Origin of the sequence: Streptomyces yatensis, assembly GCF_018069625.1 — a bacterium.
GTDB lineage: Bacteria > Actinomycetota > Actinomycetes > Streptomycetales > Streptomycetaceae > Streptomyces > Streptomyces yatensis.
Window position 1 is genome coordinate 8,819,840 of the sequence record NZ_CP072941.1, and the last position, 25,189, is coordinate 8,845,028.

Annotated in this window: 25 protein-coding genes; 15 read left to right on the plus strand and 10 right to left on the minus strand. The window is 71.3% G+C overall.

Annotated elements, in window-relative coordinates:
- The first annotated feature begins 102 nt into the window (after positions 1 to 102).
- The 4 genes from J8403_RS36995 (at position 103) to J8403_RS37010 (ending at position 4,303) form a co-directional block, all read left to right on the plus strand.
- A complete protein-coding gene (locus tag J8403_RS36995) occupies positions 103 to 1,038 on the plus strand; it encodes an L-tyrosine/L-tryptophan isonitrile synthase family protein (RefSeq protein WP_211126983.1) in 936 nt (311 codons plus the stop codon).
- A gap of 145 nt (positions 1,039 to 1,183) precedes the next feature.
- Entirely contained in the window at positions 1,184 to 1,432 is a 249-nt protein-coding gene (locus tag J8403_RS37000) for a hypothetical protein (protein WP_211126984.1), read from the plus strand.
- Positions 1,432 to 3,720, plus strand: coding sequence for a heavy metal translocating P-type ATPase (locus J8403_RS37005; RefSeq protein WP_211126985.1), 2,289 nt, complete (start codon positions 1,432 to 1,434; stop codon positions 3,718 to 3,720). Before J8403_RS37000 ends, J8403_RS37005 begins: the two co-directional genes overlap by 1 nt.
- A gap of 70 nt (positions 3,721 to 3,790) precedes the next feature.
- Complete coding sequence (locus tag J8403_RS37010) at positions 3,791 to 4,303, plus strand: copper chaperone PCu(A)C (RefSeq protein ID WP_211126986.1); 513 nt, start codon at positions 3,791 to 3,793, stop codon at positions 4,301 to 4,303.
- 286 nt (positions 4,304 to 4,589) lie between these two features.
- On the opposite strand, the gene J8403_RS37015 is transcribed toward J8403_RS37010, so the two are convergent.
- From J8403_RS37015 to J8403_RS37025, 3 genes are all read right to left on the minus strand, one after another.
- Positions 4,590 to 5,303: a GNAT family N-acetyltransferase gene (locus J8403_RS37015; RefSeq protein ID WP_211126987.1), complete on the minus strand. Its 714-nt coding sequence runs from the start codon at positions 5,301 to 5,303 to the stop codon at positions 4,590 to 4,592.
- Positions 5,304 to 5,493: 190 nt separating this feature from the next.
- Complete coding sequence (locus J8403_RS37020; protein WP_211126988.1) at positions 5,494 to 6,747, minus strand: amidohydrolase; 1,254 nt, start codon at positions 6,745 to 6,747, stop codon at positions 5,494 to 5,496.
- 157 nt (positions 6,748 to 6,904) lie between these two features.
- Positions 6,905 to 7,915, minus strand: coding sequence for an Lrp/AsnC ligand binding domain-containing protein (locus J8403_RS37025; RefSeq protein WP_211126989.1), 1,011 nt, complete (start codon positions 7,913 to 7,915; stop codon positions 6,905 to 6,907).
- Between the two features lie 385 nt (positions 7,916 to 8,300).
- Between J8403_RS37025 and J8403_RS37030 the strand changes: the two genes are divergently transcribed.
- From J8403_RS37030 to J8403_RS37045, 4 genes are read left to right on the plus strand one after another with little or no spacing between them, the layout of a single operon-like run.
- Positions 8,301 to 9,743, plus strand: coding sequence for an ABC transporter substrate-binding protein (locus J8403_RS37030; protein WP_211126990.1), 1,443 nt, complete (start codon positions 8,301 to 8,303; stop codon positions 9,741 to 9,743).
- A 19-nt stretch (positions 9,744 to 9,762) separates the two neighbouring features.
- Entirely contained in the window at positions 9,763 to 10,830 is a 1,068-nt protein-coding gene (locus J8403_RS37035; protein WP_281427968.1) for an ABC transporter permease, read from the plus strand.
- Positions 10,817 to 12,544, plus strand: a complete 1,728-nt coding sequence (locus tag J8403_RS37040; RefSeq protein ID WP_211126992.1) for a dipeptide/oligopeptide/nickel ABC transporter permease/ATP-binding protein — start codon at positions 10,817 to 10,819, stop codon at positions 12,542 to 12,544. The genes J8403_RS37035 and J8403_RS37040 overlap by 14 nt, the downstream gene beginning before the upstream one ends.
- Positions 12,537 to 13,337 carry an ATP-binding cassette domain-containing protein gene (locus J8403_RS37045; RefSeq protein ID WP_211126993.1) on the plus strand — a complete coding sequence of 267 codons (801 nt, stop codon included), beginning with the start codon at positions 12,537 to 12,539 and terminating at the stop codon, positions 13,335 to 13,337. Before J8403_RS37040 ends, J8403_RS37045 begins: the two co-directional genes overlap by 8 nt.
- A 55-nt stretch (positions 13,338 to 13,392) precedes the next feature.
- Here J8403_RS37045 and J8403_RS37050 read toward each other — a convergent pair whose 3' ends face one another.
- From J8403_RS37050 to J8403_RS37065, 4 genes are all read right to left on the minus strand, one after another.
- Positions 13,393 to 14,361 carry a pirin family protein gene (locus J8403_RS37050; RefSeq protein WP_211126994.1) on the minus strand — a complete coding sequence of 323 codons (969 nt, stop codon included), beginning with the start codon at positions 14,359 to 14,361 and terminating at the stop codon, positions 13,393 to 13,395.
- Positions 14,358 to 15,047 (minus strand): phosphatase PAP2 family protein, encoded by a 690-nt coding sequence (locus J8403_RS37055; protein WP_211126995.1) that lies wholly within the window; start codon positions 15,045 to 15,047, stop codon positions 14,358 to 14,360. The genes J8403_RS37050 and J8403_RS37055 overlap by 4 nt, the downstream gene beginning before the upstream one ends.
- A 157-nt stretch (positions 15,048 to 15,204) precedes the next feature.
- On the minus strand, positions 15,205 to 16,140 hold the full coding sequence (locus tag J8403_RS37060; RefSeq protein WP_211126996.1) for a M56 family metallopeptidase: 936 nt from the start codon (positions 16,138 to 16,140) through the stop codon (positions 15,205 to 15,207).
- A gap of 109 nt (positions 16,141 to 16,249) precedes the next feature.
- Entirely contained in the window at positions 16,250 to 16,912 is a 663-nt protein-coding gene (locus J8403_RS37065) for a DUF5134 domain-containing protein (protein WP_211126997.1), read from the minus strand.
- Between the two features lie 214 nt (positions 16,913 to 17,126).
- Here J8403_RS37065 and J8403_RS37070 point away from each other — a divergent pair, with 214 nt between their 5' ends.
- Positions 17,127 to 17,546, plus strand: a complete 420-nt coding sequence (locus J8403_RS37070) for a PPOX class F420-dependent oxidoreductase (protein WP_211126998.1) — start codon at positions 17,127 to 17,129, stop codon at positions 17,544 to 17,546.
- A gap of 198 nt (positions 17,547 to 17,744) precedes the next feature.
- Here J8403_RS37070 and J8403_RS37075 read toward each other — a convergent pair whose 3' ends face one another.
- Complete coding sequence (locus J8403_RS37075; RefSeq protein ID WP_211126999.1) at positions 17,745 to 18,131, minus strand: VOC family protein; 387 nt, start codon at positions 18,129 to 18,131, stop codon at positions 17,745 to 17,747.
- Positions 18,132 to 18,239: 108 nt separating this feature from the next.
- On the opposite strand from J8403_RS37075, the gene J8403_RS37080 reads away from it, so the two are divergent.
- The gene (locus J8403_RS37080) at positions 18,240 to 18,800 is read left to right on the plus strand and encodes a GNAT family N-acetyltransferase (RefSeq protein ID WP_211127000.1); all 561 of its coding nucleotides are present in this window, start codon (positions 18,240 to 18,242) and stop codon (positions 18,798 to 18,800) included.
- Between the two features lie 42 nt (positions 18,801 to 18,842).
- Here J8403_RS37080 and J8403_RS37085 read toward each other — a convergent pair whose 3' ends face one another.
- Positions 18,843 to 19,526, minus strand: coding sequence for a glycerophosphodiester phosphodiesterase (locus tag J8403_RS37085; protein ID WP_211127001.1), 684 nt, complete (start codon positions 19,524 to 19,526; stop codon positions 18,843 to 18,845).
- Between the two features lie 309 nt (positions 19,527 to 19,835).
- Here J8403_RS37085 and J8403_RS37090 point away from each other — a divergent pair, with 309 nt between their 5' ends.
- Genes J8403_RS37090 through J8403_RS37100 form a run of 3 tightly spaced genes read left to right on the plus strand, consistent with a single transcriptional unit; the run spans position 19,836 to position 23,127 of the window.
- Positions 19,836 to 21,233, plus strand: a complete 1,398-nt coding sequence (locus J8403_RS37090) for a DUF6421 family protein (protein WP_211127002.1) — start codon at positions 19,836 to 19,838, stop codon at positions 21,231 to 21,233.
- Positions 21,234 to 21,286: 53 nt separating this feature from the next.
- Positions 21,287 to 22,069 carry an SDR family NAD(P)-dependent oxidoreductase gene (locus tag J8403_RS37095; RefSeq protein ID WP_211127003.1) on the plus strand — a complete coding sequence of 261 codons (783 nt, stop codon included), beginning with the start codon at positions 21,287 to 21,289 and terminating at the stop codon, positions 22,067 to 22,069.
- A complete protein-coding gene (locus tag J8403_RS37100; protein ID WP_211128618.1) occupies positions 22,066 to 23,127 on the plus strand; it encodes a threonine aldolase family protein in 1,062 nt (353 codons plus the stop codon). Before J8403_RS37095 ends, J8403_RS37100 begins: the two co-directional genes overlap by 4 nt.
- A 76-nt stretch (positions 23,128 to 23,203) precedes the next feature.
- On the opposite strand, the gene J8403_RS37105 is transcribed toward J8403_RS37100, so the two are convergent.
- Positions 23,204 to 23,935 (minus strand): lysophospholipid acyltransferase family protein, encoded by a 732-nt coding sequence (locus tag J8403_RS37105; RefSeq protein WP_211127004.1) that lies wholly within the window; start codon positions 23,933 to 23,935, stop codon positions 23,204 to 23,206.
- A 182-nt stretch (positions 23,936 to 24,117) separates the two neighbouring features.
- Here J8403_RS37105 and J8403_RS37110 point away from each other — a divergent pair, with 182 nt between their 5' ends.
- Entirely contained in the window at positions 24,118 to 24,477 is a 360-nt protein-coding gene (locus J8403_RS37110; protein WP_246586422.1) for a TlpA family protein disulfide reductase, read from the plus strand.
- A 195-nt stretch (positions 24,478 to 24,672) separates the two neighbouring features.
- Entirely contained in the window at positions 24,673 to 25,179 is a 507-nt protein-coding gene (locus J8403_RS37115) for a flavin reductase family protein (protein WP_211127006.1), read from the plus strand.
- The last annotated feature ends 10 nt before the right edge of the window (positions 25,180 to 25,189 follow it).

Below are 25,189 nucleotides of genomic sequence, written 5' to 3' on the forward strand. Positions count from 1 at the left end.
CCCGCACCCCATCCGCCGGCGCCCGGCGTGCCACGCCGAGGCGCCATACGGCCATGCCCGCATGCCCCGCGTTGCGCACACCTTCACGGAGGACCACCCCTCATGCCGCTGACGACCGCACCGGACACCCGCCCCACGAGCAGCATGAGCGCCGCCATCCTGGACCTGCTGCTGCCGTACCACCGCACGACCGACCCCGCGCCCGCGGTGGCCGGGGCGTTCGCACACCAGCTGCGCCAGATCGCCGGGTTCGTACGCGCCGGAGAACCCGTGGTCTTCACCCTCCCCGGCTTCCCCTGCAAGTCCCCCAACCCCGCCAAGGTCCTCGGCCACCTCCCCGACCAGGGCGAACGCCTCTCCCTCGGCTTTCTGAACACCCTGTGCGAGGCGATCGAGCGGGTCCACCCGCCGGGCGCCCGCGTGATCATCTGCTCCGACGGCCATGTCTTCGGCGATCTGATCCGCGTCCCGGACGACCACATAGACGCCTACGCGGACGGACTCAGATGCCTCATCCGGGAGTCCGGCCTGCACCGCCTCTCCGTCTTCGACCTGCGCGACGTCCTGGGCGACCTGCCCCACGACACCAAGCGCGCCCAGGTGCACGAGCGGTACGCCCCCACCCTTGAGGCGCTGCGGGCCGAGGTCCGCTCGGAGGACCACACCCTCGCCCTGTACCGGGGCATCACCCGGTTCCTCGTCGACGACACCGCCGGCTTCACCGGCACCCGCTCCGCCCTCCAACGCACCTGCCGCACACGTGCCTACGGCGTCATCCAGCGCAGCAGAGCCTGGGGCGACCTGATCGCCGAGCACCACCCCGGCTCCGTACGGCTGTCCATCCACCCCCAGCCCATCGGCGCCCCCAAGTTCGGCATCCGCCTCCTCGACGCCGCCGACGTCTGGACCACCCCCTGGCACTCGGCCGCCCTGCACCGCACCGACGGCACCTGGACGCTCATGCCCCGCGCCCGCGCGGAGCGGCTCGGCCGTCTCGTCCACCGTGACGGCCGACCGAGCCACTATGAACAGGGCTGAGCAGGACCCGCGCCCGCCGGGCGAGCCTGGTGTCGTGACGCGCGTCACGGCCAGGCGTCGGAACTCGGCTGTCGGTCGTCCCGACTCCTCTACCGGTACGGCCCAATCCGCTGAAGCCGTACGGAGCGATCGGGAGTTTCCTCATATGGCGCAGCCCCGCCCCTCCGCCCGCCGGACGCCCGGTGCGTTCCTGTCCAGGGCACTGCCCCCGCCGGCGCTGTGCGGATTCCTTCTGCTGCTGGTGTTGGCGTTCGCCGTTTCCTATGCCGTCGGCGCGGGCGCCGGGCCCGTCGCCCCCGGTATGCACGGCACCGGCACGACAGACGGCGGCTCAGGAGACGGGCAGGGCGGCGGAATGGACATGGGAGACATGGACCAGGGGAGTGGGCACTGATGGCCGGCGAACCGGCGGCGGTGGCCGTCGTGACCGACCTCGCCATCGGCGGCATGACCTGCGCGGCCTGTGTGAAGCGTGTCGAGAAGAAGCTGGCCAGGCTGGACGGGGTCACGGCCGGCGTGAACCTCGCCACCGGCCGGGCACGGGTGACCCACCCGCCCGAGGTCGGCCCGGACCAGCTGATCGCCACCGTCGAGCAGGCCGGCTACACCGCCGCGCTGCCCGAGCCGCCCACGAAGGAACGGCGCGAGGACGGGGACGAGGCGCAGGGCGCCCGCCAGGAGCGCGACCGGCTGGTGATCACGGCCTTGCTCGCGGTCCCGGTGCTGGTCCTGTCGATGGTTCCCGGTCTGCAGTTCCGCAACTGGCAGTGGCTGTGCTTCGTGCTCGCCGCCCCCGTCGCCGTCTGGGGAGCCTGGCCCTTCCACCTGCGGGCGGCGCGCGGCCTGCGCCACTCGGCGGCGACCATGGACACCCTGGTCTCGCTGGGTGTCGCGGCCTCCTTCGCCTGGTCCTCCTACGCGCTGTTCTTCGGCGGGGCCGGCGGTTCCGGTATGCGGATGCCCTTCAGCCTGGTGCCCGCCGCCTCGGACGGCGTCGCCGATATCTATCTGGAAGCCGCCGTCGGTGTACCGCTGTTCGTCCTCGCCGGCCGCTTCCTGGAGACCCGGGCCCGGCGGGGGACCGGCGCGGCACTGTGCGCCCTGGCCCGGCTGGCCGCCAAGGAGGTGTCGGTACGCGACGGCGACGGCGAGCGCCTGGTCCCGATCGAGGAGCTGCGGGTCGGGCAGGTCTTCGTCGTCCGGCCCGGGGAGCGTCTGGCCACCGACGGCACGGTGGTGGAGGGCAGCTCGGCCGTCGATCTCTCCCTGGTCACCGGGGAGAGCGAGCCGGTGGAAGTCGGCCCCGGCACGCCCGTGATCGGCGGTGCCGTCAACGCGGGGGGCCTGCTCCTGGTACGGGCCTCCGCGGTGGGTGCCGATACACAACTGTCCCGGATCACCCGGCTGGTGACCGAGGCCCAGGCGGGCAAGGCACGGGCCCAGCGGCTCGCCGACAAGGCCGCGGGCGTCTTCGTCCCGGTCGTGCTCACCCTGGCCGTCACGGTCCTCGGATTCTGGCTCGGGGCCGGCGCCGAGCCGCAGGCCGCGATCACCGCGAGCGTGGCCGTCCTGGTCGTGGCGTGCCCCTGCGCGCTGGGCCTGGCGACCCCCACCGCGCTGATGGCGGCGACCGGCCGGGGCGCCCAACTGGGCGTCCTGGTCAGCGGACCGCGGGCGCTGGAGGGGCTGCGGCACCTCGACGCCGTCGTCCTGGACAAGACCGGCACCCTCACCACCGGGCAGATGAGCGTCGCCCGGGTCACCGCCGTGCCGGGCGGACTCGGCGAGGCGGAACTGGTCCGGCTGGCGGCCGCCGTCGAACAGGGATCGGAGCACCCGCTGGGGCGTGCCATCGCCACCCATGCCCGGCGCACCGATCCCGGAGAGCCGCTCCCGGCCGTGGCCGACTTCGTCGCGCTGCCGGGGAAGGGCGTACGCGGGCGGGTGGCGGGCCGGCTGATCGAGGTCCTGGCTCCGGACGACGCGTTGCCCCCGGCACTGGCTCAGGCACTGTCGGCCTCCGAGACCGCCGCCCGCACACCGGTCGTGGTTCGCGTCGACGGCGAGCCCGAAGCCCTGATCGAGGTCGGAGACGTACTGCGGCCGGGAAGCTACCGGGCCGTGGAGCGGCTCCGCCGCCTGGGCGTGCGACCGGTGCTCGCCACCGGCGACCGCGAGGCGCCCGCCCGGGCCGTCGCCGCCGACCTCCGTATCGAGGAGGTGCACGCCCGGTGCACCCCGGAGGACAAGGCCGCCCTCGTCCGCGAGCTGCGGGAGCAGGGCTGCCGGGTCGCCGTCGTCGGTGACGGGGTCAACGACGCGGCCGCCCTGGCCGGCGCCGACCTCGGCATCGCCATGGGCACGGGCACGGATGTGGCGATCGGGGCGGCCGATGTGACGCTGGTACGCGGTGACATCGAGACCCTGGCGGACGCGGTACGCCTCGCCCGCAGTGCGCTCGGCACGATCCGCGCCAATCTGCTCTGGGCGTTCGGCTACAACGTCGTGACCGTACCGCTGGCCATGGTCGGTCTGCTCAATCCCATGCCGGCGGCGGCCGCGATGTCGGTCAGTTCGCTGCTCGTGGTCGGCAACAGCCTGCGGCTGCGCGCCTGGCAGCCGTCGCCGACCGGCCCACGCCCCGCCCGGCCCGCCGCGACTTCCGCCCGGAAGCCACTGTGACGCCCATGTACGCCGCCGGGAGACTGCCCGCCCGCGGCTGCGACCCCACACCGAGGTGGAGACCCGCCCGATGACGACCCCCTCCTGGACGCCCACCCGCCGTCGCCTCACGGACTCCCTGCGGGCCGCGGCCGCCCCGTTCTGCGCTTGTGTCCTCGCCCTGGGCGGCCTCGCCACCTGGACCGCCTCGGGCAACGCGGGCAGGCCCCCGCGTATCGGCGTCACCGACGCACAGCTCTTCCTGCCCGCCCCGGGAGTGCCCCGGACCGCCGCGTTCTTCCGCGTCACCAACACGGGCGGGGTGCGGGACCGGTTGGTCGAGGTGACCTCCGCCGCGGTCGCCGAGGGGATCTCGCTCAGCCGTCACCGGATGACCGGGAGGGGAGCCGCCTCCCGGCAGGTCGCGGACTCCCTGCCGGTTCCGGCGGGCGGCACGCTCGACATGTCACCGTTCACCAGCGATGTGACCGTCCCGGCCACGGCCCGCTGGCGGGCCGGAGACCTGGTGCCCTTCACTCTCCGCTTCGAACACAGCGGACGTGTCGAGACCAAGGCCGTCGTCGTCCGCCCCGGCGACAGGTGATCACGCCCGGGCGGCACCCGGTTCGTCATGCGCGGCCAGACCCTTACCGGACACCTGACCGGCAGCGCCCGCGAGACGGAGGAAACCATGGAGTTCGCCGTCACCCGACACCGTCGTCCAGGACACCCACACCCGGCGGCTGCCCGGCAACCTGGCCGACGGCAGGCGTCGACCGACCCGGCGACCGCGCACGCCGGACACATCGAAGGCGCCCTCGCCTCCGCGGAACGCGCGGCCCATGGCCTACTGGCCGCGACGCGCGCCACCGGCCGCCACTGCGTGAGCGCTACGAGCTGACCGGGGTGCGGAACCCGCGAAACGTCACCGGCTTGCGGGTCTCGAAGCCCAGCCGTTCGTACAGCGCGATGGCGCCCGTGTTGGTGTCGGCCGCATGCAGGAAGGGACGCTCGTCCCGGGACACGATGCGCGCGGCGAGCGCGCCGACCAGGCGGGCGGCATAGCCCCGCCCACGGGCTTCGGGTGCGGTGCAGACCGCGCTGATCTCGGTCCATCCCGGGGGCCGCAGCCGTTCCCCCGCCATCGCCACCAGCGTGCCGTTGTCGCGGATCCCGAGATAGGTGCCGAGTTCGACGGTGCGCGCCCAGAACGGCCCCGGCTGTGTCCGCCCGGCCAGGTCGAGCATCTCGGGCACATCGCCCGGGCCCAGTTCGACCATCCCCGTACGGGCCTCGGCCTGGGAAGGGACACGCGAGCCGGCGCCCGCCCAGACCATCTGACGCCCTTCGAGGACGAAGACGGGTTCCCAGTGCGGCGGCGGGATCGACGGGCAGGTGAACATGTCCGCGAACCCGCCCGGCCCCAGCAGCCGGGCCATGTCGGCCCACTCGGCCGAGCCCGCCTCGGCGGGCACCGCGGAGAACGTCGCGACTCCCGGCAGATAGCTGACGGCCCCGCCGCGTCCGCGGGCCAGATGCGCGTGGTGCCCCCGGAGCGACGCGCCCACCGGGTCGTCGAGTACGACAGCGTTGCCGCCCACCATGGTGCGGTGCCTTTCGTGTTGAGGGTGAGGTGGCGCGCTGCCGTGCGCCGCGACCCCTGGGGGGCGCGGTCGGTGCGACGGAGCCACGCTGATCACCTGTCCGCGATCGGACTCTAGTAGGGCCGGGCGGCACGCCTGGCATGTGGGTCGGCCTTCGTACGTCGGCGCCGGGCCGACGGCGGACGGCGGGTCACCCGCGTATCAGCGATGCGAGGATGTCGATCGCGGTGGGAATCGCCTGCTCCGCGATGTCGAAGGTCTCGCTGTGATGGGGCCCGGGGCTGCCCGCTCCCACCATCAGATAGGCACCCTTGCCCCCGCGTCGCTGGACATGCCTGATGAGGAGGTTGGCGTCATCGCTTCCCGCGAGCGCCTGGGTCCTGATGACCTCGGTGACATCGTCATGGGCGGTGGCCGCCTCGACGATGCGGTCGATCATGTCGTCGTCCGGTGCGAGGGTGGCGGATTGACCCATCACCGCGACGTTCGCCCGGACCCCCTGCGCCAGGCTCGTCCCCTCCACGATGGATCGGACCCGGTCGACCAGCTCATCGACGACCTCGTCATCGGTCGCACGAGCCTCGCAGGTCATCACCGCGGACGAGGGCACGATGTTCACCCCGTCGCCGGCGACGAGCGTGCCGACATTGAGACGCGTGTCCGCGGAGCCGAAGCGCGGGAGCCCCATGATGCCCAGTGCGGCCATCGCTGCCGCGAGCAGTGCGTTGCGGCCGGCTTCCGGTGCGCCGGCCGCGTGCGAGGCCTTGCCCTCGAAGTCGACCTTCAGCTTGCGGGTTGCCAGACCACCGGTGAAGCTCCCCACGACACCGCCGACGGCCATGTCTCCCGCCATGTGGACCGCGAGCATGGTGTCGATCTCGTCGGCCACCCCGGCGTCGATCATCGTCTGTGCTCCCCGGACTCCCTCTTCGGCAGGCTGGAACATGACCCGGAGTGTCCCCGCGAAGTCACGGTCCGACAGCCGGTGGAGCAAGCCGACGCCGATGGTGGCGTGGGCGTCATGGCCGCACGCGTGCATCGCGCCGTTCGTCGAGGCGAAGCCGTTCGCCACCGGGAAATGGCCGGCATCGGCCGATTCGCGCATCGGCAGTGCGTCGATGTCGACGCGAAGCCCCCATCGCGGCCCGGGACCGGCCACGCCCACGAGATCAACGACCAGCGCGGTGCCGTTCTCCCGGAAGTACCGGGCCCGATCTGCCGGGACACCCGAATCGGCCGCGCGAGCCGCCCATGTGTCCAGGGTTTCCGGGGGCGGGAAGTTGACGACGGCTGAGAGGTCCTGAGCAGCCTTCCCCGTGAGGACGCGGAGGGGCAGTCCCTGGAGGGCCTGTTCGATCCGGGCCGCCGTGCCGATCTCCAAGAACGCGGGCTCCGGGTTCCGGTGCAGTGTTCGGCGAAACGCCACGAGCTGCTCAAAGTCCACGAGCGCCCTCTCTCTTCCTCGATGCGCGGGCGCCGGTACGGGCTGCCCGGCGCCGAGGTTATGGGACGTGCCGCGCATCCGGTCCGTACGCCGGTTCATCGGCACGGATCACCGAGATCCAGACCTGAGAACGCATGGATTCGCGACGTCGGCGCCCTCAGTCCTCGAACACCGGGTGATGTCCGAGGGGGACCAGGCGCAGGTGCCGGCCGTCCAGATCGAGGATGTGGCCGGCTCGCTTCGCGATCCTCGGGACGATCCACCGGTCCTTGACCCGCACCTTGGGGAACACCGTGGTCAGCCTGTTCTCGATCTCGTCCAGCTCCTGCAGGTTGCGCAGCCAGAGGAAAGCCGCGAGGTTGGCGTCACCGGTCACGGAGGCACACAGCCGCACCTGGTTCAGCAACCGGAGTGAGGCGACGACGCGCTCCAGTTCCAGGGGCTCGACGGCGAGCCACAACGCCGCCGCGGCGGGCCAGCCCATGAGGGCATGCGCGAAGTCGACCCGCCAGTTGACCCAGCTCGCGGCGAGCACCGCGTCGATGTCCCGCGAGATCATGGAAAGGGATCGGCCCAGCTCCCGCTGCATATCGGCAGCGGTTCGACGGGCGTCCGCGTGGAGCGCGGTGACGACGGCCCGGTGGGCGGGCGTGGGCCGCTTGGGCGGATCGCTGGGCCGGAGGTCGTGAAGCGCCATGACCTGTTCCTTGGAGAGCGTCTTCAGCCGCCAGCTCGACCCTTCGAAGAAGATCTTTCGCAGGTAGTGGGTGCGGGTGCCGAGGATGCCGGGGATCACAGCGATCCGCTCGTCTATGTACCGATCCATGGAGAGCAGGCTGTCGGTGGAGATCATGATGTACAGGTCCCGCGGGCCGGAAGTGCAGTGCACGCTGGATACGGGCCCTTGCGGGCCGAGTTCCCCGAGCACCTGCTCCCGTCGGCCGGGAGCGCAGCTGATCTCGACCAGAGCGGAGATCATCTGCTCGCGGAGATGTGGGGCTTCGCCCTCGGAACAGCTCGTCCACACCTGCCGCCGGCCGGTGAGAGCCGACCATCGGCGTGAAATCGTCGAGGGGTCGACACGGAGGATCCTCCCGAGCTGAGCCCATGAGACCCGGGGATGGATCTGCAGGGCGTTGATGATCTGGAAGTCCAGCGTGTCGACCATGCACCGCATCATGCGGCGGGGACGCCCATGTGTCCAAAATCGTGCGCGCGCTCGGCAGCGCCACTGCTGATGCGGCTCCAGGGAATGTGCCGCGCCGTGCTTTCGTGCGGCCCCCGTCACCTGCCGGAAACCTACCGCCGGGTCTTGCGGAAAAACCGTGCACCAGGGCTGTGCCATTGCCGAATTCCTTGCGTGCTGCGTCCCGATAGGCCGAAGACAGATGTGTGCGACTTAGGCTCCGGGCACCTTTTCGGCCGTCGCGTGGGAGGCAGTCGTGTTTCGTCAGTCGGGCGCTGTGCTGGCGGTGGTGGCCGCATTGGGGTTGAGCGCCACCGGGTGTGGGGTGGATGAGGAGGCGCTGAGGGGGTCGACGGACACGATCAACATGTCGTTGAACACCGATCCGGCGACTTTCGATCCGGCATTGGCCGCCGGTGGCGACGACTACACGGTTGCCCGGCTGCTGTTCGACACGGTGGTGCGCAAGGACTCCGGCAACCGCCTCGTCGGTGGCATCGCATCGACGTGGAAGGCGGAGGACGCCGCCCACTACACCTTCACCCTCCGCAAGGGGCTGACCTGCTCTGACGGGAGCGCGATCACACCGTCGGTGGTGGCGCGGTCGCTGACCCGTTTCGCCTCGCCAAAGACGGGATCCCCGGGCCGTACGCTCGCGCTGGGGTCGGCCACGGCGACGTTCACGGCCGACGATGGGGCGGGCACGGTGAAGGCCGCTCTCTCCGCTCCATGGTCGGACTTCTTGACCGGGTTGAGCCTGCCGTCGGCCGGGATCGTGTGCCCGGCGGGGCTGGACGATGCCGGGCAACTGGCGGCCGGGAAGGTCGAGGGGGCGTTCTCCGGCCCCTACACCCTGACCTCCTCCCGGCCGGCGGTGTCCTACAAGCTCACCCTTCGGAACACGTACGCGGCATGGCCGAGATTCGCCAAACCGCTGCGAGGGGTTCCCGCCGAGCATCTGGACCTCACGCCGATCGCCGACTACTCGACGATCGCCACCAAGCTGGTCTCCTACAGTCTGGACGTGGGCGTGGTCGCCGACGAAAACGTGAACCGGTTCGACGGCGACTCCCGGTTCGCCACCTCCAGCGCGTCGAACACCACGACGTATCTGCTGTTCAACGAGCGTCCCGGGACGGTGTTCGCGAGCCGGCCCGACCTGCGTACGGCGGTGGCGCAGGCCATCGACGCACAGACCTTCAGCGACATCGTCAGCGGTCAGCGGGGCAGTGTGATCCGCTCGGTCGGATCGGCCAAGGTGCCCTGTGTCAACACCGACCGGTCCTCGCTGGTCGCCGCCGACCGTGCCGCTGCCGCCAAGAAGCTGAAGGGGGTCCGTTTCCGGATCGTCGGCACGACCCTGCTCCGTGGTGGCAACGACTACATCGCCGAAGCGCTGCGCAAGGCCGGGGCCACGGTGAAGGTCGACTCCCTCGACAACGCCAACTGGGCCACCGTGACCTCCGCGGGCGGCAAGGACTGGGACATCAACGTCCAGGGCGACAACAACATGATGGGCACGCTCACATCCTCCCTCCTGCGTGTCATGGGCCCGCCGACCGAGAAGGGCGGCCGCAACAAGATGGGACGGGTCAACGACGAGGGATACGCGGCCGTCGACCGGGCCATGGGCAACCTCGACCGCGCCGCGCAGTGCGCCGCTCTGCGGTCGGCGCAGAAGTCGTTCCTGAAACGGGTCGACGCGATCCCGCTGTCCACCCTGCCGTCCACCACGGTCGTCGCCGAGGGGTACAGCATCCGCACGTTCGACGACTACCTCGACCCCGCCACCCTCCGCATCCACAAGTAGCCGGAAGGCCCAACACCTCATGTCTTCTCACGACTCCACGGAGATCCCGGGGCTTCGGCCACCTGTCTCCGGGAGCGACCACTCGACAACAGGCCGGCGAAGACTCCTCCGGCCCGCTTCGCCCTGGTTCGGGTTCGCCGCCCGACGGCTCGCCGGCCTTGTCGCGATTTTCGTCGCGCTGCTCGTCGTGTCGTTCCTGATCGTCCAGCTCATCCCCGGCGACCCGGCAGCGGGCATCGCCGGCGCCAACGCCGATCTCGCGGACATCGCACGCGTCAGGCACGAACTCCGACTCGATCAACCGGTCTGGGAACGGTTCGTCGACTATGTGGGGGATGTCTTCTCCGGACACCTGGGCACGTCGTTCATGTACCGGCAGCCCGTGGAAACGATCATCTTCAACCGGCTCCCCTTCACCGCGACCATCGCGCTGGTGGGAATCGTGATCGTGCTGCTGGTCTCGGTTCCACTGGGAATGCTCGTCGGTGTGCTCACCCGGGGTGGCCGGCACAAGTGGCTGGACACGACGTTCGGGGTGGTCACCGGCTTCCTCGACGCCGTTCCCGGCTACATCATGGCGTCGTTCCTCGTCGTGATGTTCGCCGTCGGCATCGGAGTGGTGCCTCTCTATCCTCCGGCGTACACGCCCCGCTTCGCCACCCAGTCGTTCGTGCTGCCCATCGCGTCGATCGTGATCGGACCGATCTGTACGGTCTCCCGGGTCGTCCGCCGGGAAACGGCGGTCGTGCTCGACCACGACTACATGAGAACCGCGCACGGCTGGCGGCTTCCCGCCCACAAGCGCTATGTCAGGTGGGCGCTGCCGAACCTCCTTACCACCACGCTCACCCTGAGCGGGCTCATCCTGACCGGGATGATCGGCGGGGCCATCATCATCGAGTCGGTGTTCGCGCTGCCCGGTCTCGGCAGCGGCATCATCAAGGCCATTCTCGACCGCGACTACCCGGTGATCCAGGGGATGGTGATCGTCATCGGCATGATCGCGGCAATCGTCAACCTCCTCGTCGACGTCCTGCTCGGGTTGATCGACCAACGAACCCTCGGGGGGTCACATGTCTCCGCGTAGCCGACGACACCGTGGAAACCCCGGACTCGTCCTCGGCCTGGTCCTGCTGGGCATCGTCGTCCTGATCGCCGCGGTGGCACCGGTCTTCCTCACCGGCGAGGCGGACGCGTTGGGCAGCCGGTTCGCACAGCCCTCGTCCGGCCACCTGCTCGGCACGGATGCCGCCGGTCACGATGTCCTGCTGCGCAGCCTCGTCGCCACCCGCCTGACCCTTCTGATGACCGCGGGCGCGACGGCGATCGCGGTCGCCCTCGGCATTCTCCTGGGCACCAGTGTGTGGCTCATGGCGCCCCGGGCCCGGGAGGTCTGCCTCCGCATCATCGACGCGATGGTCGCCTTCCCCGGTCTCCTCCTCGCGCTCGTCGTCGCGGCGGTGCTCGGCGCGGGAGGTTCCTCGGTGGTGATCGCCATCGGCGTGGCCGGGATCCCCTACTTCGCCCGCCTCACCGCGAATCTCGCCGCGAAGGTGTCCCAGCAGGAGTATATCCAGGCCGCGCGCCTGCTCGGCGTGAGCCACCCGAGGATCGCGATCAGGCACCTGCTGCCCAATATGGCGGAGCCCCTGCTGGTGCTGTCGGCGTCGACCTTCGCCAGCACGCTCACGGCCCTCTCCGCCCTCTCGTTCGTGGGGATCGGCGTCCAGTCACCCTCCTACGACTGGGGGAGGCTGCTGAGCGAGGCGCTGCCGTCGCTGCTGGCGGGCCGCCCGTTCCAGATGGTGGGCCCGGCAGGGCTCGTCATCGTGACCGGGCTCGCCGCGATCCTGATCGGCGACGGCCTCGCGGCCGCGGCCAACCCGCGGAGGGGGAGGGGGACAGCAGCCCGGAGGGGCCGGAGAAGCGCCGACGGCGCCGAGCGGGGCACGGCGACGCCCAGGGAAGGGTATCTCGTCGACGTACAGGACCTGTGGGTTCACAGCGGTGACAAGCCGCTGGTCAAGGGCATCTCGTTCGGCATCAAGCCGGGTGAGATCGTCGGCGTCGTGGGCGAGAGCGGTTCGGGCAAGACCCTGACCGCCATGTCTCTCGCGGGGCTGCTGCCCGACGGCCTCGCCCTCGGCTCCTCGCGCATGGCCGTCGGCGACCTCGATCTGCGCCGGCCGGTTCCGCCGCGCCTCATGGCCGAGACGGTCAGCCTCGTCTACCAGGACCCGGGATCCACGTTCAACCCGGCGCTCCGCGTCGGGACCCAGCTCACCGAGGTGCTGCGCACCCACAAGGGTGTCGCCGGGGGTGCGGCCAAGCGCCGCATGGTGGAGGCACTCCAGGCGGTGCACATGACGGATCCCGAGCGCCGCATGAAGCAGTATCCGCACGAGCTCTCGGGCGGCATGCGGCAGCGGGCCATGATCGCGACGGCACTGGCGACCGAGCCGCGACTGATCATCGCCGACGAGCCGACCACGGCTCTGGATGTGACGGTCCAGGCGGAGATCCTGCGCGAACTGAGGCGCGTCAACAGCCGATTCGGCACCTCGATCATGTTCATCTCGCACGACATCGGGGTGGTGCGCGCGCTCTGTCATCGCGTGATCGTCATGTACCACGGCGACGTCGTGGAGGAGATCGACGCGGCGGACCTCACCGTGGAATCCGCCCGCCATCCCTACACGAGGGCGCTCCTGGAGGCCACCCCCGACATCGACAGTCCGGTGGAGACACTGCCTGGTATGCCGTGGACCCCGGAAGCGCCGAAGGAGCATTCGCATGGTTGAGAAGACGGCGGCCGTCGAGGTCCGTGACCTCGAAGTGAGCTACGGCCGGGGACGGGGCGCGACGCGCGTCCTGCACGGGATCACCATGGATGTCGCCAGGGGACAAACCGTCGGAGTCGTGGGGGAGTCGGGATCGGGGAAGTCCACACTGGCGAAGACCCTGGCGGGTACGGTCCGGCCGACGGCGGGAAGTGTCAGGATCACCGGTCTGGACGTGTTCGACACCCGCGGTGCGGGCCGCGCGGGAATGCGGCGGAGGGTCCAGATGATCCCCCAGGACCCCTATTCCTCGCTCAATCCCCGTCGCACCATCGGCGAGGCGCTCGCCGAAGCCGTGGATCCGCGCCACGCCCGTGTGAAGAAGCACCAGGACGAGATCGTCCACTGGCTCGAGACCGTCAGGATGCCGGCGGACACCATCCACCACTATCCCCACGAGTGCTCGGGCGGGCAGCGCCAGCGGATCGCGATCGCGCGTGGGCTGATCCTCCGGCCCGAGGTAGTGATCGCGGACGAGATCACCTCGGCGCTCGATGTCTCGGTCCAGGCGGAGATCCTCAACCTCATCGCGAGGCTGCGCCGCGAACTCGGTCTGACCATGGTGTTCATCTCGCACAACCTCGCCGTCGTCCGGCATGTCAGCGACGAGGTCGTGGTGTTGTACCGCGGTGACATCGTGGAACACGGCACGGCCGAGAACCTCTACGAGCGCCCACAGCATGACTACACGCGTGCGCTGCTCGCCGCGGTTCCGGGCGCGGCCGGGTTCGACATCACCGCGGGTGCCGCATAGTCGTCCGCGGGTCCGCGTCCGCACACGGCAGCCAACCAGGGACGGACGTCGCAGGTCAGCGTGTGCGGCCGCGGGCTTTGAGGGGCACCGGCGGGAGCTCCGGGGTGGGGAGCGGGTCGCCGTCGTAGCCGTGCACCGTGCCGAAGCGGGTGCCCGCCGACCAGTCCTCGCGCGCCTGGGTGATCTCATCGTGGGAGCGGCCGATGAAGTTCCACCACATCACGATCTTCTCCTCGAAGGGCTCACCGCCCAGCAGCATGAACGCGCTGTCCACATCCGCGCGCAGCGGCAGTTCGGTGCGCCCGCAGCCGAGGTAGAGAAGGGAGCCGGGGGCGAGGCGGACCCCGTCGACCTCGGCCTCGCCGGACATGGTGAGCGCCGCGTACTCGAAGTCGGGACGCACCGGCAGCCGGGCGTCGGTGCCGGCCGCGAGGGCGATGTCCGCGCCCATCAGCGGAGTGAACGTGGTGCCGGGCGAGGCCGCGCCGTCCAGTTCGCCGAGGATGACCGTCGCCCGCAGCCCTCCGCCGCCGGTCACCCGGGGCAGCTCGGCGTGGTGCTCCCACCTGGGGGCGATATGGCGGTCGCCGTCGGGCAGCGCGACCCACAGCTGGGCCCCGTGCAGCAGGCGGGCGTGGTCGCGCGGGGACTCCTCGGAGTGCGCGATGGCCCGGCCCGAGGTCATCAGCCCCAACTCGCCGGGGCGCACCGTCCGCAGACTGCCGACGCTGTCACGGTGCAGCACCTCGCCGTCGTGCAGCCAGCTGACCGTCTGCAGCCCCATGTGCGGATGCGGAGGGACCTGCATGCCCGGCTCCTGGGCGATGTCGTCCGGGCCGTAGTGATCGATGAAGCACCAGGCACCGACCATGCGCCGCCCGAGGCTGGGCAGCAGCCGGCGCACCATCGTGGATTCGCCCAGCGGGACCTGTTTGGCGGCCAGTAGTTCGCGAACCGGCTGGGCGGTGACGTCATCGCGGCCGCCGCATACGGTCGCCGCGGGCCTCACATCGAGATTGCTCATGACCGCACTCTCCCATCAGGGGACGACTCGCGCTCACCCGTACGGCTCTGGGCGTAGCCGTACGAGGCGATCGCCCCGTACACCAGCGCCGCGCCCAGCAGCCAGCCGCCCAGCACATCGCTGGGCCAGTGGACGCCCAGATACAGGCGGGTGAAGCCGACGCCCAGCACGGACACGGCGGCAATGGCGGCCATGAGCCGCAGCCACTTCGCCGGCGCACCGTGCAGTGTCATCAGCCACAGCAACAGCCCGAAGGCGACGATCGCGGTCAGGGCGTGGCCGGAGGGGAACGCCGCGTAGTGCGCCGAGTCCACGGGATCCGGCCACCGGGGGCGCCCCCGGCCCACGGCGGCCTTCACCGCCTGTTGCAGCCCCGTGCCCACCGCCGCCGTGACGGCGACCCAGAGGGCGAGCCGCCGCTCCCGGCGCCACAGCAGCCACCCCACGGCCACGGCCAGCAGCGCCCGCATCGCCCAGGGGTCCCAGATCCAGTCCGAGAGCACTCTGTTGGTCCGGGTCCAGCCATGGTGCGCCACGGCGGAGCGGTGCAGGGCGATGACGATCTCCCGGTCGGCGCTCCCCAGGGGACCCCAATGGGCGGTCACCAGGGCGAGCAGCACCAGGAAGAGGGCGGTGAACACGGCCGCGGTGCGGGCGGCTCGGCGGTGGAGGGTTGCCGGCTGCATGGGTCGATGATCGCCGACGGGCGGGCCCCGGAGCCAGGAGGCCCCTGTGACGGCCGCGAGCCGGGGGCTCCTCCGACGCTCGACGCCCGACGCCCGACGCCCGACGGCCGGGGCCAGGAGCCTTGTGCCGCGAACGGGAGCCTCGTGCCGCGAACGGCTACCCCAGTACCCGCAGCGCCGGGACGAGGGTGACCACGAGCGGGACGGCCGGGACGAGCGCCGCGGTGGCCGTAAGGCGCCAGCGGCGCCCCACCGAGAGGCGGGAGGCCGGGGCCAGCAGCCGGTCCACCCGCTTCGGCACCTGGGCGAGCGCGCTCGGGCTGGGGCCGAACACCCCGCGCTCCTCGTTGAGTTCGACCAGCGCGAGCGCGGTGGTCGTCCGTCCGAAGCGCCGGGACGCGGAGTCGTCGGCGGCCAGCTCGACCAGCCGGTGCACCTCGTCGCGGAACGCCGCGAACATGGTCACCTGCGGAAAGCCGGTGGCCAGCGCGCCCGAGCAGTGCAGCAGCCAGTGGTGGCGGGCGCGGGCGTGGCCCTGCTCATGGGCGATGACGGCGTCCAGCCGACGGCCCTTGAGGCGGCGCAGCGCCGCCGTGGTGATGACGAGTTGGGGCGTGGTGCCCGGCAGCAGCCAGGCGTCCGGCTTGTCGCCCTCCAGGACGACCAGACGCTCCCCGCTGGGCTCCTCACCGGGCAAGACGGGGGAGCGGACGAGGAGTTCGGCGCGGTGCTGCCTGCGCCAGGCGCGGGCGCGGCCGATCTCGCGGGTGAGCATCACCGCGCTCCAGACGGCCCCGAGGGCGAGCACGAGGGCGACGGGCGCGGCCAGCGGTCCGTAGCCGGAGAGCGCGTACGCCTCCACCACGCCCTTGGGCGCGGGGGCGAAGACATTGCCGCGCACGGCCTCCCAGGCGGCCGCGGCGGTGAGCGCCATGGTCAGCGCGCAGCACAACAGCACCCCGACGACCACGCACTGCCACACCCAGAGGGCGAGCACAGGTTCGCGGTCGATCCAGTCGGAGCGGGACAGCAGGCGCGGCGCCATTGCCGCCGCCAGTGCGCCGAGGCCCATCAGCGCGAACGGGACCAACATGGCGGTCACCCTATGATCGCGAAGCTCGGGCCGGGTACGGTCACGACGGGGAAGTGACGCATACCACGGTGCGGCTACGGGCGCGGCCAGGGCCCGGCCCGCCGCCCGTTCACACGGTCAGAAGCATCGCGAACATCCCTATCCCCATGGACAGCCTGCAGGCATGCCGCAGCTCGGGCCGCCGTGACCAGCCGATACCGGACGAGCCCGCCCCCGCCCCCGCGCCCGCCCCGACTCCGGCGCCGGCCCCCGCATCGTCCACGGCCCCGGCCCCCGCGCCGTCCAGTGCGCCGTCCGTCATCGGTACGAGCCGCAGCCCGGACCGTACGACGTAGACCGCGAAGTACACGAGCAGTACCCCGGTCAGTAGCGGCACCCCGCCCGCCATCCGGCCCGGTGCCAGCCGGCCGGTGTGATGGTGGCCGCCCGTGCTGCCCGTCATCATCGCGAGCGCCATATAGACCATCGCGAGCGCCCCGATGGCGTGATGCAGACGGTGCCCCGGAAAGCCCGCGCCGCTCGCCATCGGCAGCAGAGCCCTTACGGCGGCCACGGCGAAGACCGCCGCGAACACGGGCGGACCCCATGGACGGGGGTCCAGCACGGTGGAGGGCACCGCCATCGCCGCCATCCCCCACCCCATCAGTGCCTCGGCGCCCGCCACCCGCCGCCCCGGCCCGGGCGGCTCACCGCGCATCTGCAGCAGACAGTAGGCACCCGTGGCCGCGCACAGCGCGACCAGCAGCCAGCCGACGAGCGGAGCTCCGTGCACGGCACACCTCCCGAAGGGGGACGTAATACCAGGAGACATCCCCTGCCGCGGCGACACACATGGGAGCGCATGGGCGCAGTGGGGGAGCGCGAGGCGTGCGGAGTGGCAAGGGGCGCGCGGCGCGGTATGGCACCGTGAGAGATGCGGCCCGTGGATCATGCAGGCCCCCGCCGCACCACGGGACGTGACAGCCGTTCTACGAGGAGGAGAGCCCGTGTCGAATCCACCGCTTCCCGAGGCCGCGGTCGCCATGCTCAAGAAGCCCAACCCAGCCGTGATCGCGACGATCCGGTCCGACGGCCAGCCGGTGTCCACGGCCACCTGGTACCTCTGGGACGACGGCCGGATCCTGGTCAACATGGACGAGGGCCGCAAGCGGCTCACCCACATCCGCAACGACCCCAGGGTCACGCTCACCGTGCTCGACGAGGCGAACTGGTACAACCACATCAGCCTCATCGGCCGGGTCGTCGAGCTCCAGGACGACAAGGACCTGTCCGGAATCGACCGGCTGTCCCGCCAGTACCTCGGCAAGGACTATCCGCAGCGGGACCGCGGCCGGGTCAGCGCCTGGATCGAGATCGACCGCTGGCACGGCTGGGGCGAGCACAAGGAGAACACCCAGCCCGGCTGATCCCCCGGTACGCCCGGCGTCCGCCCCGCCGCCCCCGGCCACCGTGAGCCGTGGGCAGGCGGGCGGACGGCGCCGGGGCGGCCGAGCGGCGCCGGGGCGCCCGGCCGCCCCGGCCGCCGTCCGGCCGATGTTTCCGTAAAGCCGGCCGATGTTTCCGTAAAGGTGGGGTGATGTGTCCGTAAGGGCTTTAGGAAGGAGTCAGGGCCGGTAGCGCATCGGATGGTCCTCGGGGACCTCCACGACCGCGATCCGCACGCCGTCCGGATCCGCGATCCACATCTCCACCAGCCCCCACGGCTCCTTCTTCGGCGGGCGCAGCACCTCGACCCCCTGCGCGGTGAGCTCCTTGTGCGCCGCCGCCGCGTCCGCCACCTGGAGCCACAGCTGGAGGCCCGGGGCGGGCGGGGTGTCGGAGCGGCCGGAGACCTCCAGGAAGCCCCCGCCGAGGAAGTAGACCGTGCCCCGCTCGGGGCCCGTCCCGAACTCCCGGAAGACCGCGAGACCCAGCGCCTCGCCGTAGAACGCCCGGGAGCGCTCGGGGTCCGTCGGCCGCAGCAGAATGCGACTGCTCAGTACGTGAACCATGCCGCGACCTTACGCAACCCCACCCGCTTGGGGCAGGTTAAGGTCACTTTGCCGCCACCACCGGCGACCGCCCCCCGCCCCCGCTCGCCGAAGGGACCCTCCGACGCCATGGACACCGCGGACGCCACCGTACGAGCCACCGCCTCCCCGCTCGCCTTCCGTCCGGCCACCGAGGCCGATGTGGAGGCGCTGGTGCCCCTGATCGAGTCGGCCTACCGCGGGGACGCCAGCCGCGCCGGATGGACCACGGAGGCGGATCTCCTGGCCGGGCGGCGCACCGACCCGGAGGGCGTCGCGGCCGTGGTGCGGGACGAGAACAGCCGCATGGTGATCGTCGAGCGGGACGGTGAGCTGATCGCCTGCTGCCAGCTCGAGCACCGCGGGGACCACGCGTACTTCGGCATGTTCGCGGTCCGGCCCACGCTGCAGGGCGGGGGCCTGGGCAAGGCGATCCTCGCCGAGGCCGAGCGGTTCGCGCGGGCGGAATGGGGTGCGGCGGAGATGCATATGACGGTGATCACCGCCCGTGAGGAGCTGATCGCCTGGTACGAGCGGCGCGGCTACGCCCGTACCGGCGAGCGGTCCCCGTTCCCGTACGGCGATGAGCGGGTCGGCGTGCCGCGCCGTGCCGACCTCGAGTTCGAGCTGCTGGTCAAGCCCCTCGACTGAGCGCCGCTTACGCCGTACGGGTGAGGGTGGCCCGCGGGGGCGTCACGCCGTGAAGCGCGCCGCCCGCCGGATCTCCGGGAAGTCGGTGGTGGCGCCGTCCAGGCGGAGACCGCGGACCAGCTTCAGATGGTCGGGGGTGTTCACGGTCCAGCCGATCACCCTGAGGTCGGCGGCGTGTGCCCGTTCCACCAGCTCCAGGGTCACCCTGCGGATGTTGAGCACCAGCATCCCGGCGTCCACGGCGTGCGCCCGGTCGATCACATCGAGGCCGAAGCGGCTGGCCACGAGGGCGGTGCGGGCGGTCGGCAGCAGGCTGCGGATCTCGGCGAGCGCCTCGTCGTGGAAGGACAGGACGTCCACCCGGTCCAGCAGATCGCGGCCGGCCAGCACCTCGGCCAGCGCCCGGGCGGCCGCCGTGTCCTTGATCTCGGCCTGGAGCGGCGCCTTGACGGCGTCCACGACCTCCTCGAAGACGGGGATCCGCTCACCCTCCCCGGCGTCCAGCTCACGCAGCTCCGCGAGGGTGAAGTCGCTGATCGGGCCCTTGCCGTCGGTGGTGCGGTCGACGTCCGCGTCGTGCATCACCACGAGCGCGCCGTCCTTGCTGAGGTGCAGGTCCAGTTCGATGACGTCCATGCCCTCGTGTTCGGCGCGGACAAAGGATCGGAGGGTGTTCTCCGGCTCGACGCCCATCACTCCGCGGTGTCCGATGGTGAGAAAAGTCAACGCTGTCTCGCTCTTCTGACGGCCCTTGACGGCCTTCGTCGGGTCGTCTTCGTCGGGTCGGGGGGAGGCAGTGGGGAGGCAGATTCGTCGGCTCTCGGCGGGCGGGCCGCCGGACCGGCGCACACCATACCGGCCGCTCATGACAGGACTGCTCAAGCGGGGCCGTGGCATGAGCCGAGCCGATGGGGGCAGGAAAAACTGCGGTGGTGCGGGTGTGGCACAGGATGATTTCCCGTACCGTCGCTTGAGCGAGGGGGTGTCCGACGGATACGGTGGCCGTACGCAAGTTTCTCCGGTGAAGGAGTGGTCATGACGGAAATTCTTTCGTCACCGATAGCTGAAGGTGGCGTTCTGCCTGCAGAGCGTGTGGTCGAACATCCGGCCTGGCCGACCCTCAAGGACGCCGTCGAAACGTTTCGCCCCTGGCAGTCCAAGGACGGCTCCATCGACTTCGACGCCGAGGGCGCGCCCACCCGCGAGACCGCCGCGGCGACCATCGCCCGGGTGATCGAGGCCATCGAGGGGCTCGCCCCGCTGCTGCCGCACGACGCCGACTACCACCGGGCGGTCGTCGCGGATCTGCGCCGCTGGGCCGAGGGCGGCTTCGGCGTCCCCGACTTCCTCGACTCGCTGCTCGCCTTCCAGCCCGCCCGTACGCGCGCCGACGGCCTCCAGCACCTGGTGGTCTTCCCCATGTACACGCAGAACGGCAACCCGGACCGCAACCTGGAAGCCGTGGTGCTGCGCATGGTCTGGCCGGACTGGCTGGCCGAGCTGGAGCGCACCCGCTACGACAACCCGCTCTACTGCGGCCTGGCCTTCGAGGACTTCACCTCCGGCTACGACACCAACTCCGCGGTGCTCTTCCCGGAGACCATCGCCGTCCGCGAGGCCCCCGAGCGGTTCACCTGGGGCGGCATCTTCTGCGACCGCGAGGCGGCCCGCTTCCGCCGGGTCAGCGACGCCGCGGTCCGGGCTCTGGGGCTCGAACTCCCCGAGGACATCCGGGACATGCTCGCCGACCAGCGCCGCTGCCAGGAGGCGTTCGCCCTGTGGGACATGGTCCACGACCGCACCCACAGCCATGGCGACCTGCCGTTCGACCCCTTCATGATCAAGCAGCGGCAGCCGTTCTGGATGTACGGACTGGAGGAGCTGCGCTGCGACCTCACGGCCTTCAAGGAGGCCGTGAAGCTGGAGGCCGAGGGCGTCGCCCAGGGCCGTGACGTCCAGTACGCCGTGATCTTCGACCGGATGTTCCGGTTCCCCGTCACCGGCGCGCGGGTCCGCAACTACGACGGGCTCGGCGGCCAGTTGCTCTTCGCCTACCTCCACCAGCACGACGTCGTACGCTGGACGGACAACACCCTGCATATCGACTGGTCCCGCGCCTCGCAGGTCACCAACCAGCTGTGCGGCGAGATCGAGAAGCTCTACCGCGACGGCATCGACCGCCCCAAACTGGTCCACTGGTTCAAGGCGTACGAGCTGGTGTCGACGTATCTCGCACCCCACCCCGGCTCGGTCTGGGCCAAGGGCCCGGAAGCCCTGGACCTGACCCAGCCGCCGCGCAAGCTCGTCGATGACGTGCTCCCCGACGAGTTTCCGCTGAGCATGTTCTACGAGGCGCTCGCGAAGAAGCTGCGCGACGTGGTCGCCTCCACCAAGGGGATCACGGCCGGCAGCGACCTTCCGGCGGCGGCATGAGCCCCGCGACGGCGGACAGCCGCCGTGCGGGGAAGGACGAGGAGGCAGTGAGCATGACCACACCGACGTCGAGCCCCAGCCCGAACGAACCGGGCGAGCGGCCGCTGGACGGTGCGGTGGTGGCGGTGGCCGGCGCGGCCGGCCCCGCGGGCCGGGCCACCCTGCTCCGCCTGGCCGAGGCCGGTGCCACCGTCGTCGCCTCCGACTCCGACCCGGCGCGCCTGGCCGAGGCCGTGGACGCGGCGCGCTACGCCCACGGCGGTGCCAGCGTCACCGGCGAGACGGTCGACCTGCTCGACCTCGACGCCACCCGCGCCTGGGCCGACCGCACCGAGAAGGAGTTCGGCCGGGTCGACGGGCTGATCCACCTGGTCGGCGGCTGGCGCGGCAGTAAGACCTTCGCCGACGCCCCGCTCGCCGACTGGGACACCCTGCACAATCTGCTGATCCGGACCGCCCAGCACACCTCCCTCGCCTTCCACGACGCCTTGCTGCGCAGCGGCAAGGGCCGCTTCGTGCTGATCAGCGCGGGGGGCGCGACCAAGCCCACCGCGGGCAACGCCGCGTACGCCGCCGCCAAGGCCGCCGCCGAGGCCTGGACGCTCGCGCTCGCCGACTCCTTCCGCAAACTGGGGGGCGAGGGCGACCCGTCGGCGGCCGCTGCCATCCTGGTGGTCAAGGCGCTGGTGCACGACGCCATGCGCGCGGAGCGCCCCAACGCGAAGTTCGCGGGCTTCACGGACGTCAAGGAGCTGGCCGAGGCCATCACCGGACTCTGGGACCAGCCCGCCCAGGAAGTGAACGGAACCCGCCTGTGGCTGACCCCCAAGCCGTGAGGACCGACGCCCGTCGCCACCACGACCCCGAGGTGAGCGGCTTCGCCAGCGACAACTACGCCGGCGCCCACCCGGAGATCCTCGCCGCGCTCGCGCTCGCCAACGGAGGCCATCAGGTCTCCTACGGCGAGGACGACTACACCGCGCATCTGCAGTTCGTCATGCGCAGCCACTTCGGCCCGCACGCACAGGCCTTCCCGGTCTTCAACGGCACCGGCGCCAATGTCGTCGCCCTCCAGGCACTCACCGACCGGTGGGGCGCGGTCATCTGCGCCGAGACCGCCCATATCAACGTCGACGAGTGCGGGGCGCCCGAGCGCGTCGGAGGGCTGAAGCTGCTCACCGTCCCCACCGAGGACGGCAAGCTCACCCCCGAGCTCATCGACCGCCAGGCATGGGGCTGGGACGATGAGCACCGGGCGATGCCGCAGGTCGTCTCGATCGCCCAGAACACCGAGCTCGGCACCGTCTACACGGTGGACGAGATCCGCGCCATCTGCGATCACGCCCACGAGCGCGGGATGAAGGTCCACCTCGACGGCGCCCGGATAGCCAACGCGGCCGCGTCCCTGGACGTGCCGATGCGCTCGTTCACCAATGCGGCGGGCGTCGACATCCTGTCCTTCGGCGGCACCAAGAACGGGATGCTCTTCGGCGAGGCCGTGGTCGTCCTGGACCCGGACGCGGCGGGCGCCATGAAGCATCTGCGCAAGCTGTCCATGCAGCTCGCGTCCAAGATGCGGTTCATCTCCGTCCAGCTGGAGGCCCTGCTCGCCCGCGATCTGTGGCTGCGCAATGCCCGCCACGCCAACACCATGGCCCAGCGGCTGGCCGACGGCGTGCGCTCGGTGGACGGAGTGACGATTCTCCACCCGGTCCAGGCCAACGCGGTCTTCGCCCGCCTCCCGCACGAGGTCAGCGAGCGCCTCCAGAAGCGCTACCGCTTCTACTTCTGGGACGAGGCCGCGGGCGATGTGCGCTGGATGTGCTCCTTCGACACCACGGAGGAGGACGTGGACGGCTTCATCACCGCCGTCAAGGAGGAGATGGGCCGCTAGGGCCCGGAGGCGGTACAGGCCTGGGGCCCGGGGTGCGGTACGGGCGGGCCTCCGGGGCCCGCCCGCTCAGGTTTCGCTACCGGCCCCGGTCCAGGGCCAGCGCCTCGGCCGGGGTGGGAGCGGTGCCGCCCAGATGGGCCGGCACCCACCAGGTGTCGTCCGGGCCCTTGGGCCGCACCGGATACGCCCGCTGCGCCGCCTCCAGCAGCTCCTGCACCCGGCCGCGCAGCCGCTCCGTCAGGGTGTCCGAGGGCTCGGTCGGGTCGGCCTCCATCGGCTCGCCGACCCGCATCGTGATCGGGAAGTGGTGGCGGCCCAGCGCCCGCTTCTGGCCCTTGGTCCACAGCCGCTGGGTGCCCCACAGGGCCATCGGCAGCAGCGGGACGCCCGCCTCCTGCGCCAGCCGGGCCGCGCCCGACTTGAAGTTCTTGAGGGCGAACGACCGCGAGATCGTCGCCTCCGGGAAGACCCCGATGATCTCGCCGGAGCGCAGCGCCCTCAGGGCGTGCTTGTACGCGTCCATGCCCGCCGCGCGGTCCACCGGAATGTGCTTCATCGCGCGCATCAGCGGCCCGGAGACCTTGTGCCGGAAGACCGACTCCTTCGCCATGAACCGCACCAGCCGCTTCGCCGGACGGGCGGTCAGCCCGCAGAAGACGAAGTCGAGATAGCCGATGTGGTTGCTCACCAGAACCGCGCCGCCCGCCTGCGGGATATTCTCCGTGCCCTTGATGTCGAAGCGCAGATCGAGCGCCTTGAACATGGTGCGGGCGATGCCGATCACCGGCGGGTAGACGAGCTCTGCCATTGAGGACCCTTCGTCGTATGCCCTGGGAGGGTTCTCCCGGCGGAAGTTACGCGGCCGTAGGTTTCCGGCTTCTGGCAGATGGTGCCCGATGTCGTCTCGATGTGCTACCGGACGGCGCCGCCCGGCCAAGAGATCCTCATCACGTCAGGGGCCTCCCGGGAATCTCCGGGCCGCCCGTAACGCTGCAGGGGGGAGGCCCTATCGGGAGGAGACAGGTGCGAGACGGCGACGGAGGCCGGCGGCTGGGCGCCGCCGAGCTGGGCGCGGACCTGGGGGAGCGGGCGACGCTGCTCCAGTTCTCCAGCGCCTTCTGCCAGCCCTGCCGGGCCACCCGGCGGACGCTGTCCGAGGTGGCCGCGATGGTGGACGGGGTGGCGCACGTCGAGCTCGACGCCGAGTCGCGGCTGGAGCTCGTCAGGGACCTGGGCATCGCCCGTACCCCCACCGTGCTGGTGCTCGACGCGGCCGGGCGGATCGTGCGGCGGGCCTCCGGGCAGCCGCGCCGGGCCGATGTCATCGCCGCTCTGGGTGATGCCGTGTGAGCCACCGCGCCCCGGACGCACTTGACGGTCCGCACCCGACGTGGCCAGGCTGAACAGCATGCGGCCTGGACTCCTTCTCTGCGGACGTGTGCACGGGGACCCGGTGCGGACCGCCGGCGCACGGTGTCCGGGCGGGTGAGCGAACGACGACAAGCACCGCCCCCCCGCCCGTACCTCCGGCAGAAGGACAACTCCATGACGGCAACGCACGACCTCGGCACGTCCTCACTCGGCACGTCCGACCTCTTCCGCTCCGTCTTCCGCCGGCACGCCTCCGGCGTCGCCGTGATCACCGCCCAGGGCACCCGCCCCGTCGGCTTCACCGCCACTTCCCTCGCCTCCGTCGCCGCCGAGCCGCCGCTGCTCTCCTTCGGCGTGGGCAGCGGCTCCTCGAGCTGGCCGGTGCTCTCCGAGGCCGAGTACGTCGGTGTCCACATCCTGGGCGAGCACCAGCGGGAGCTGGCCGCGACCTTCGCGCGCAGCGGTGCCGACCGCTTCGGACCGGCCACCGACTGGCGCTCGGGACCGGAGGGCGTACCGGTGCTGGACGGGGTGCTGGCGTGGCTGGTGTGCCGGGTGGTGACCCGCATACCCGCCGGGGACCACCGGGTGGTGATCGGCGAGGTGACCACGGGCACCGCGGCCGGGGCGGGCCGTCCGCTCCTGTACCACCAGGGGCGCTTCAACGCGCTGCGCGACTGAGCCGCGCCGC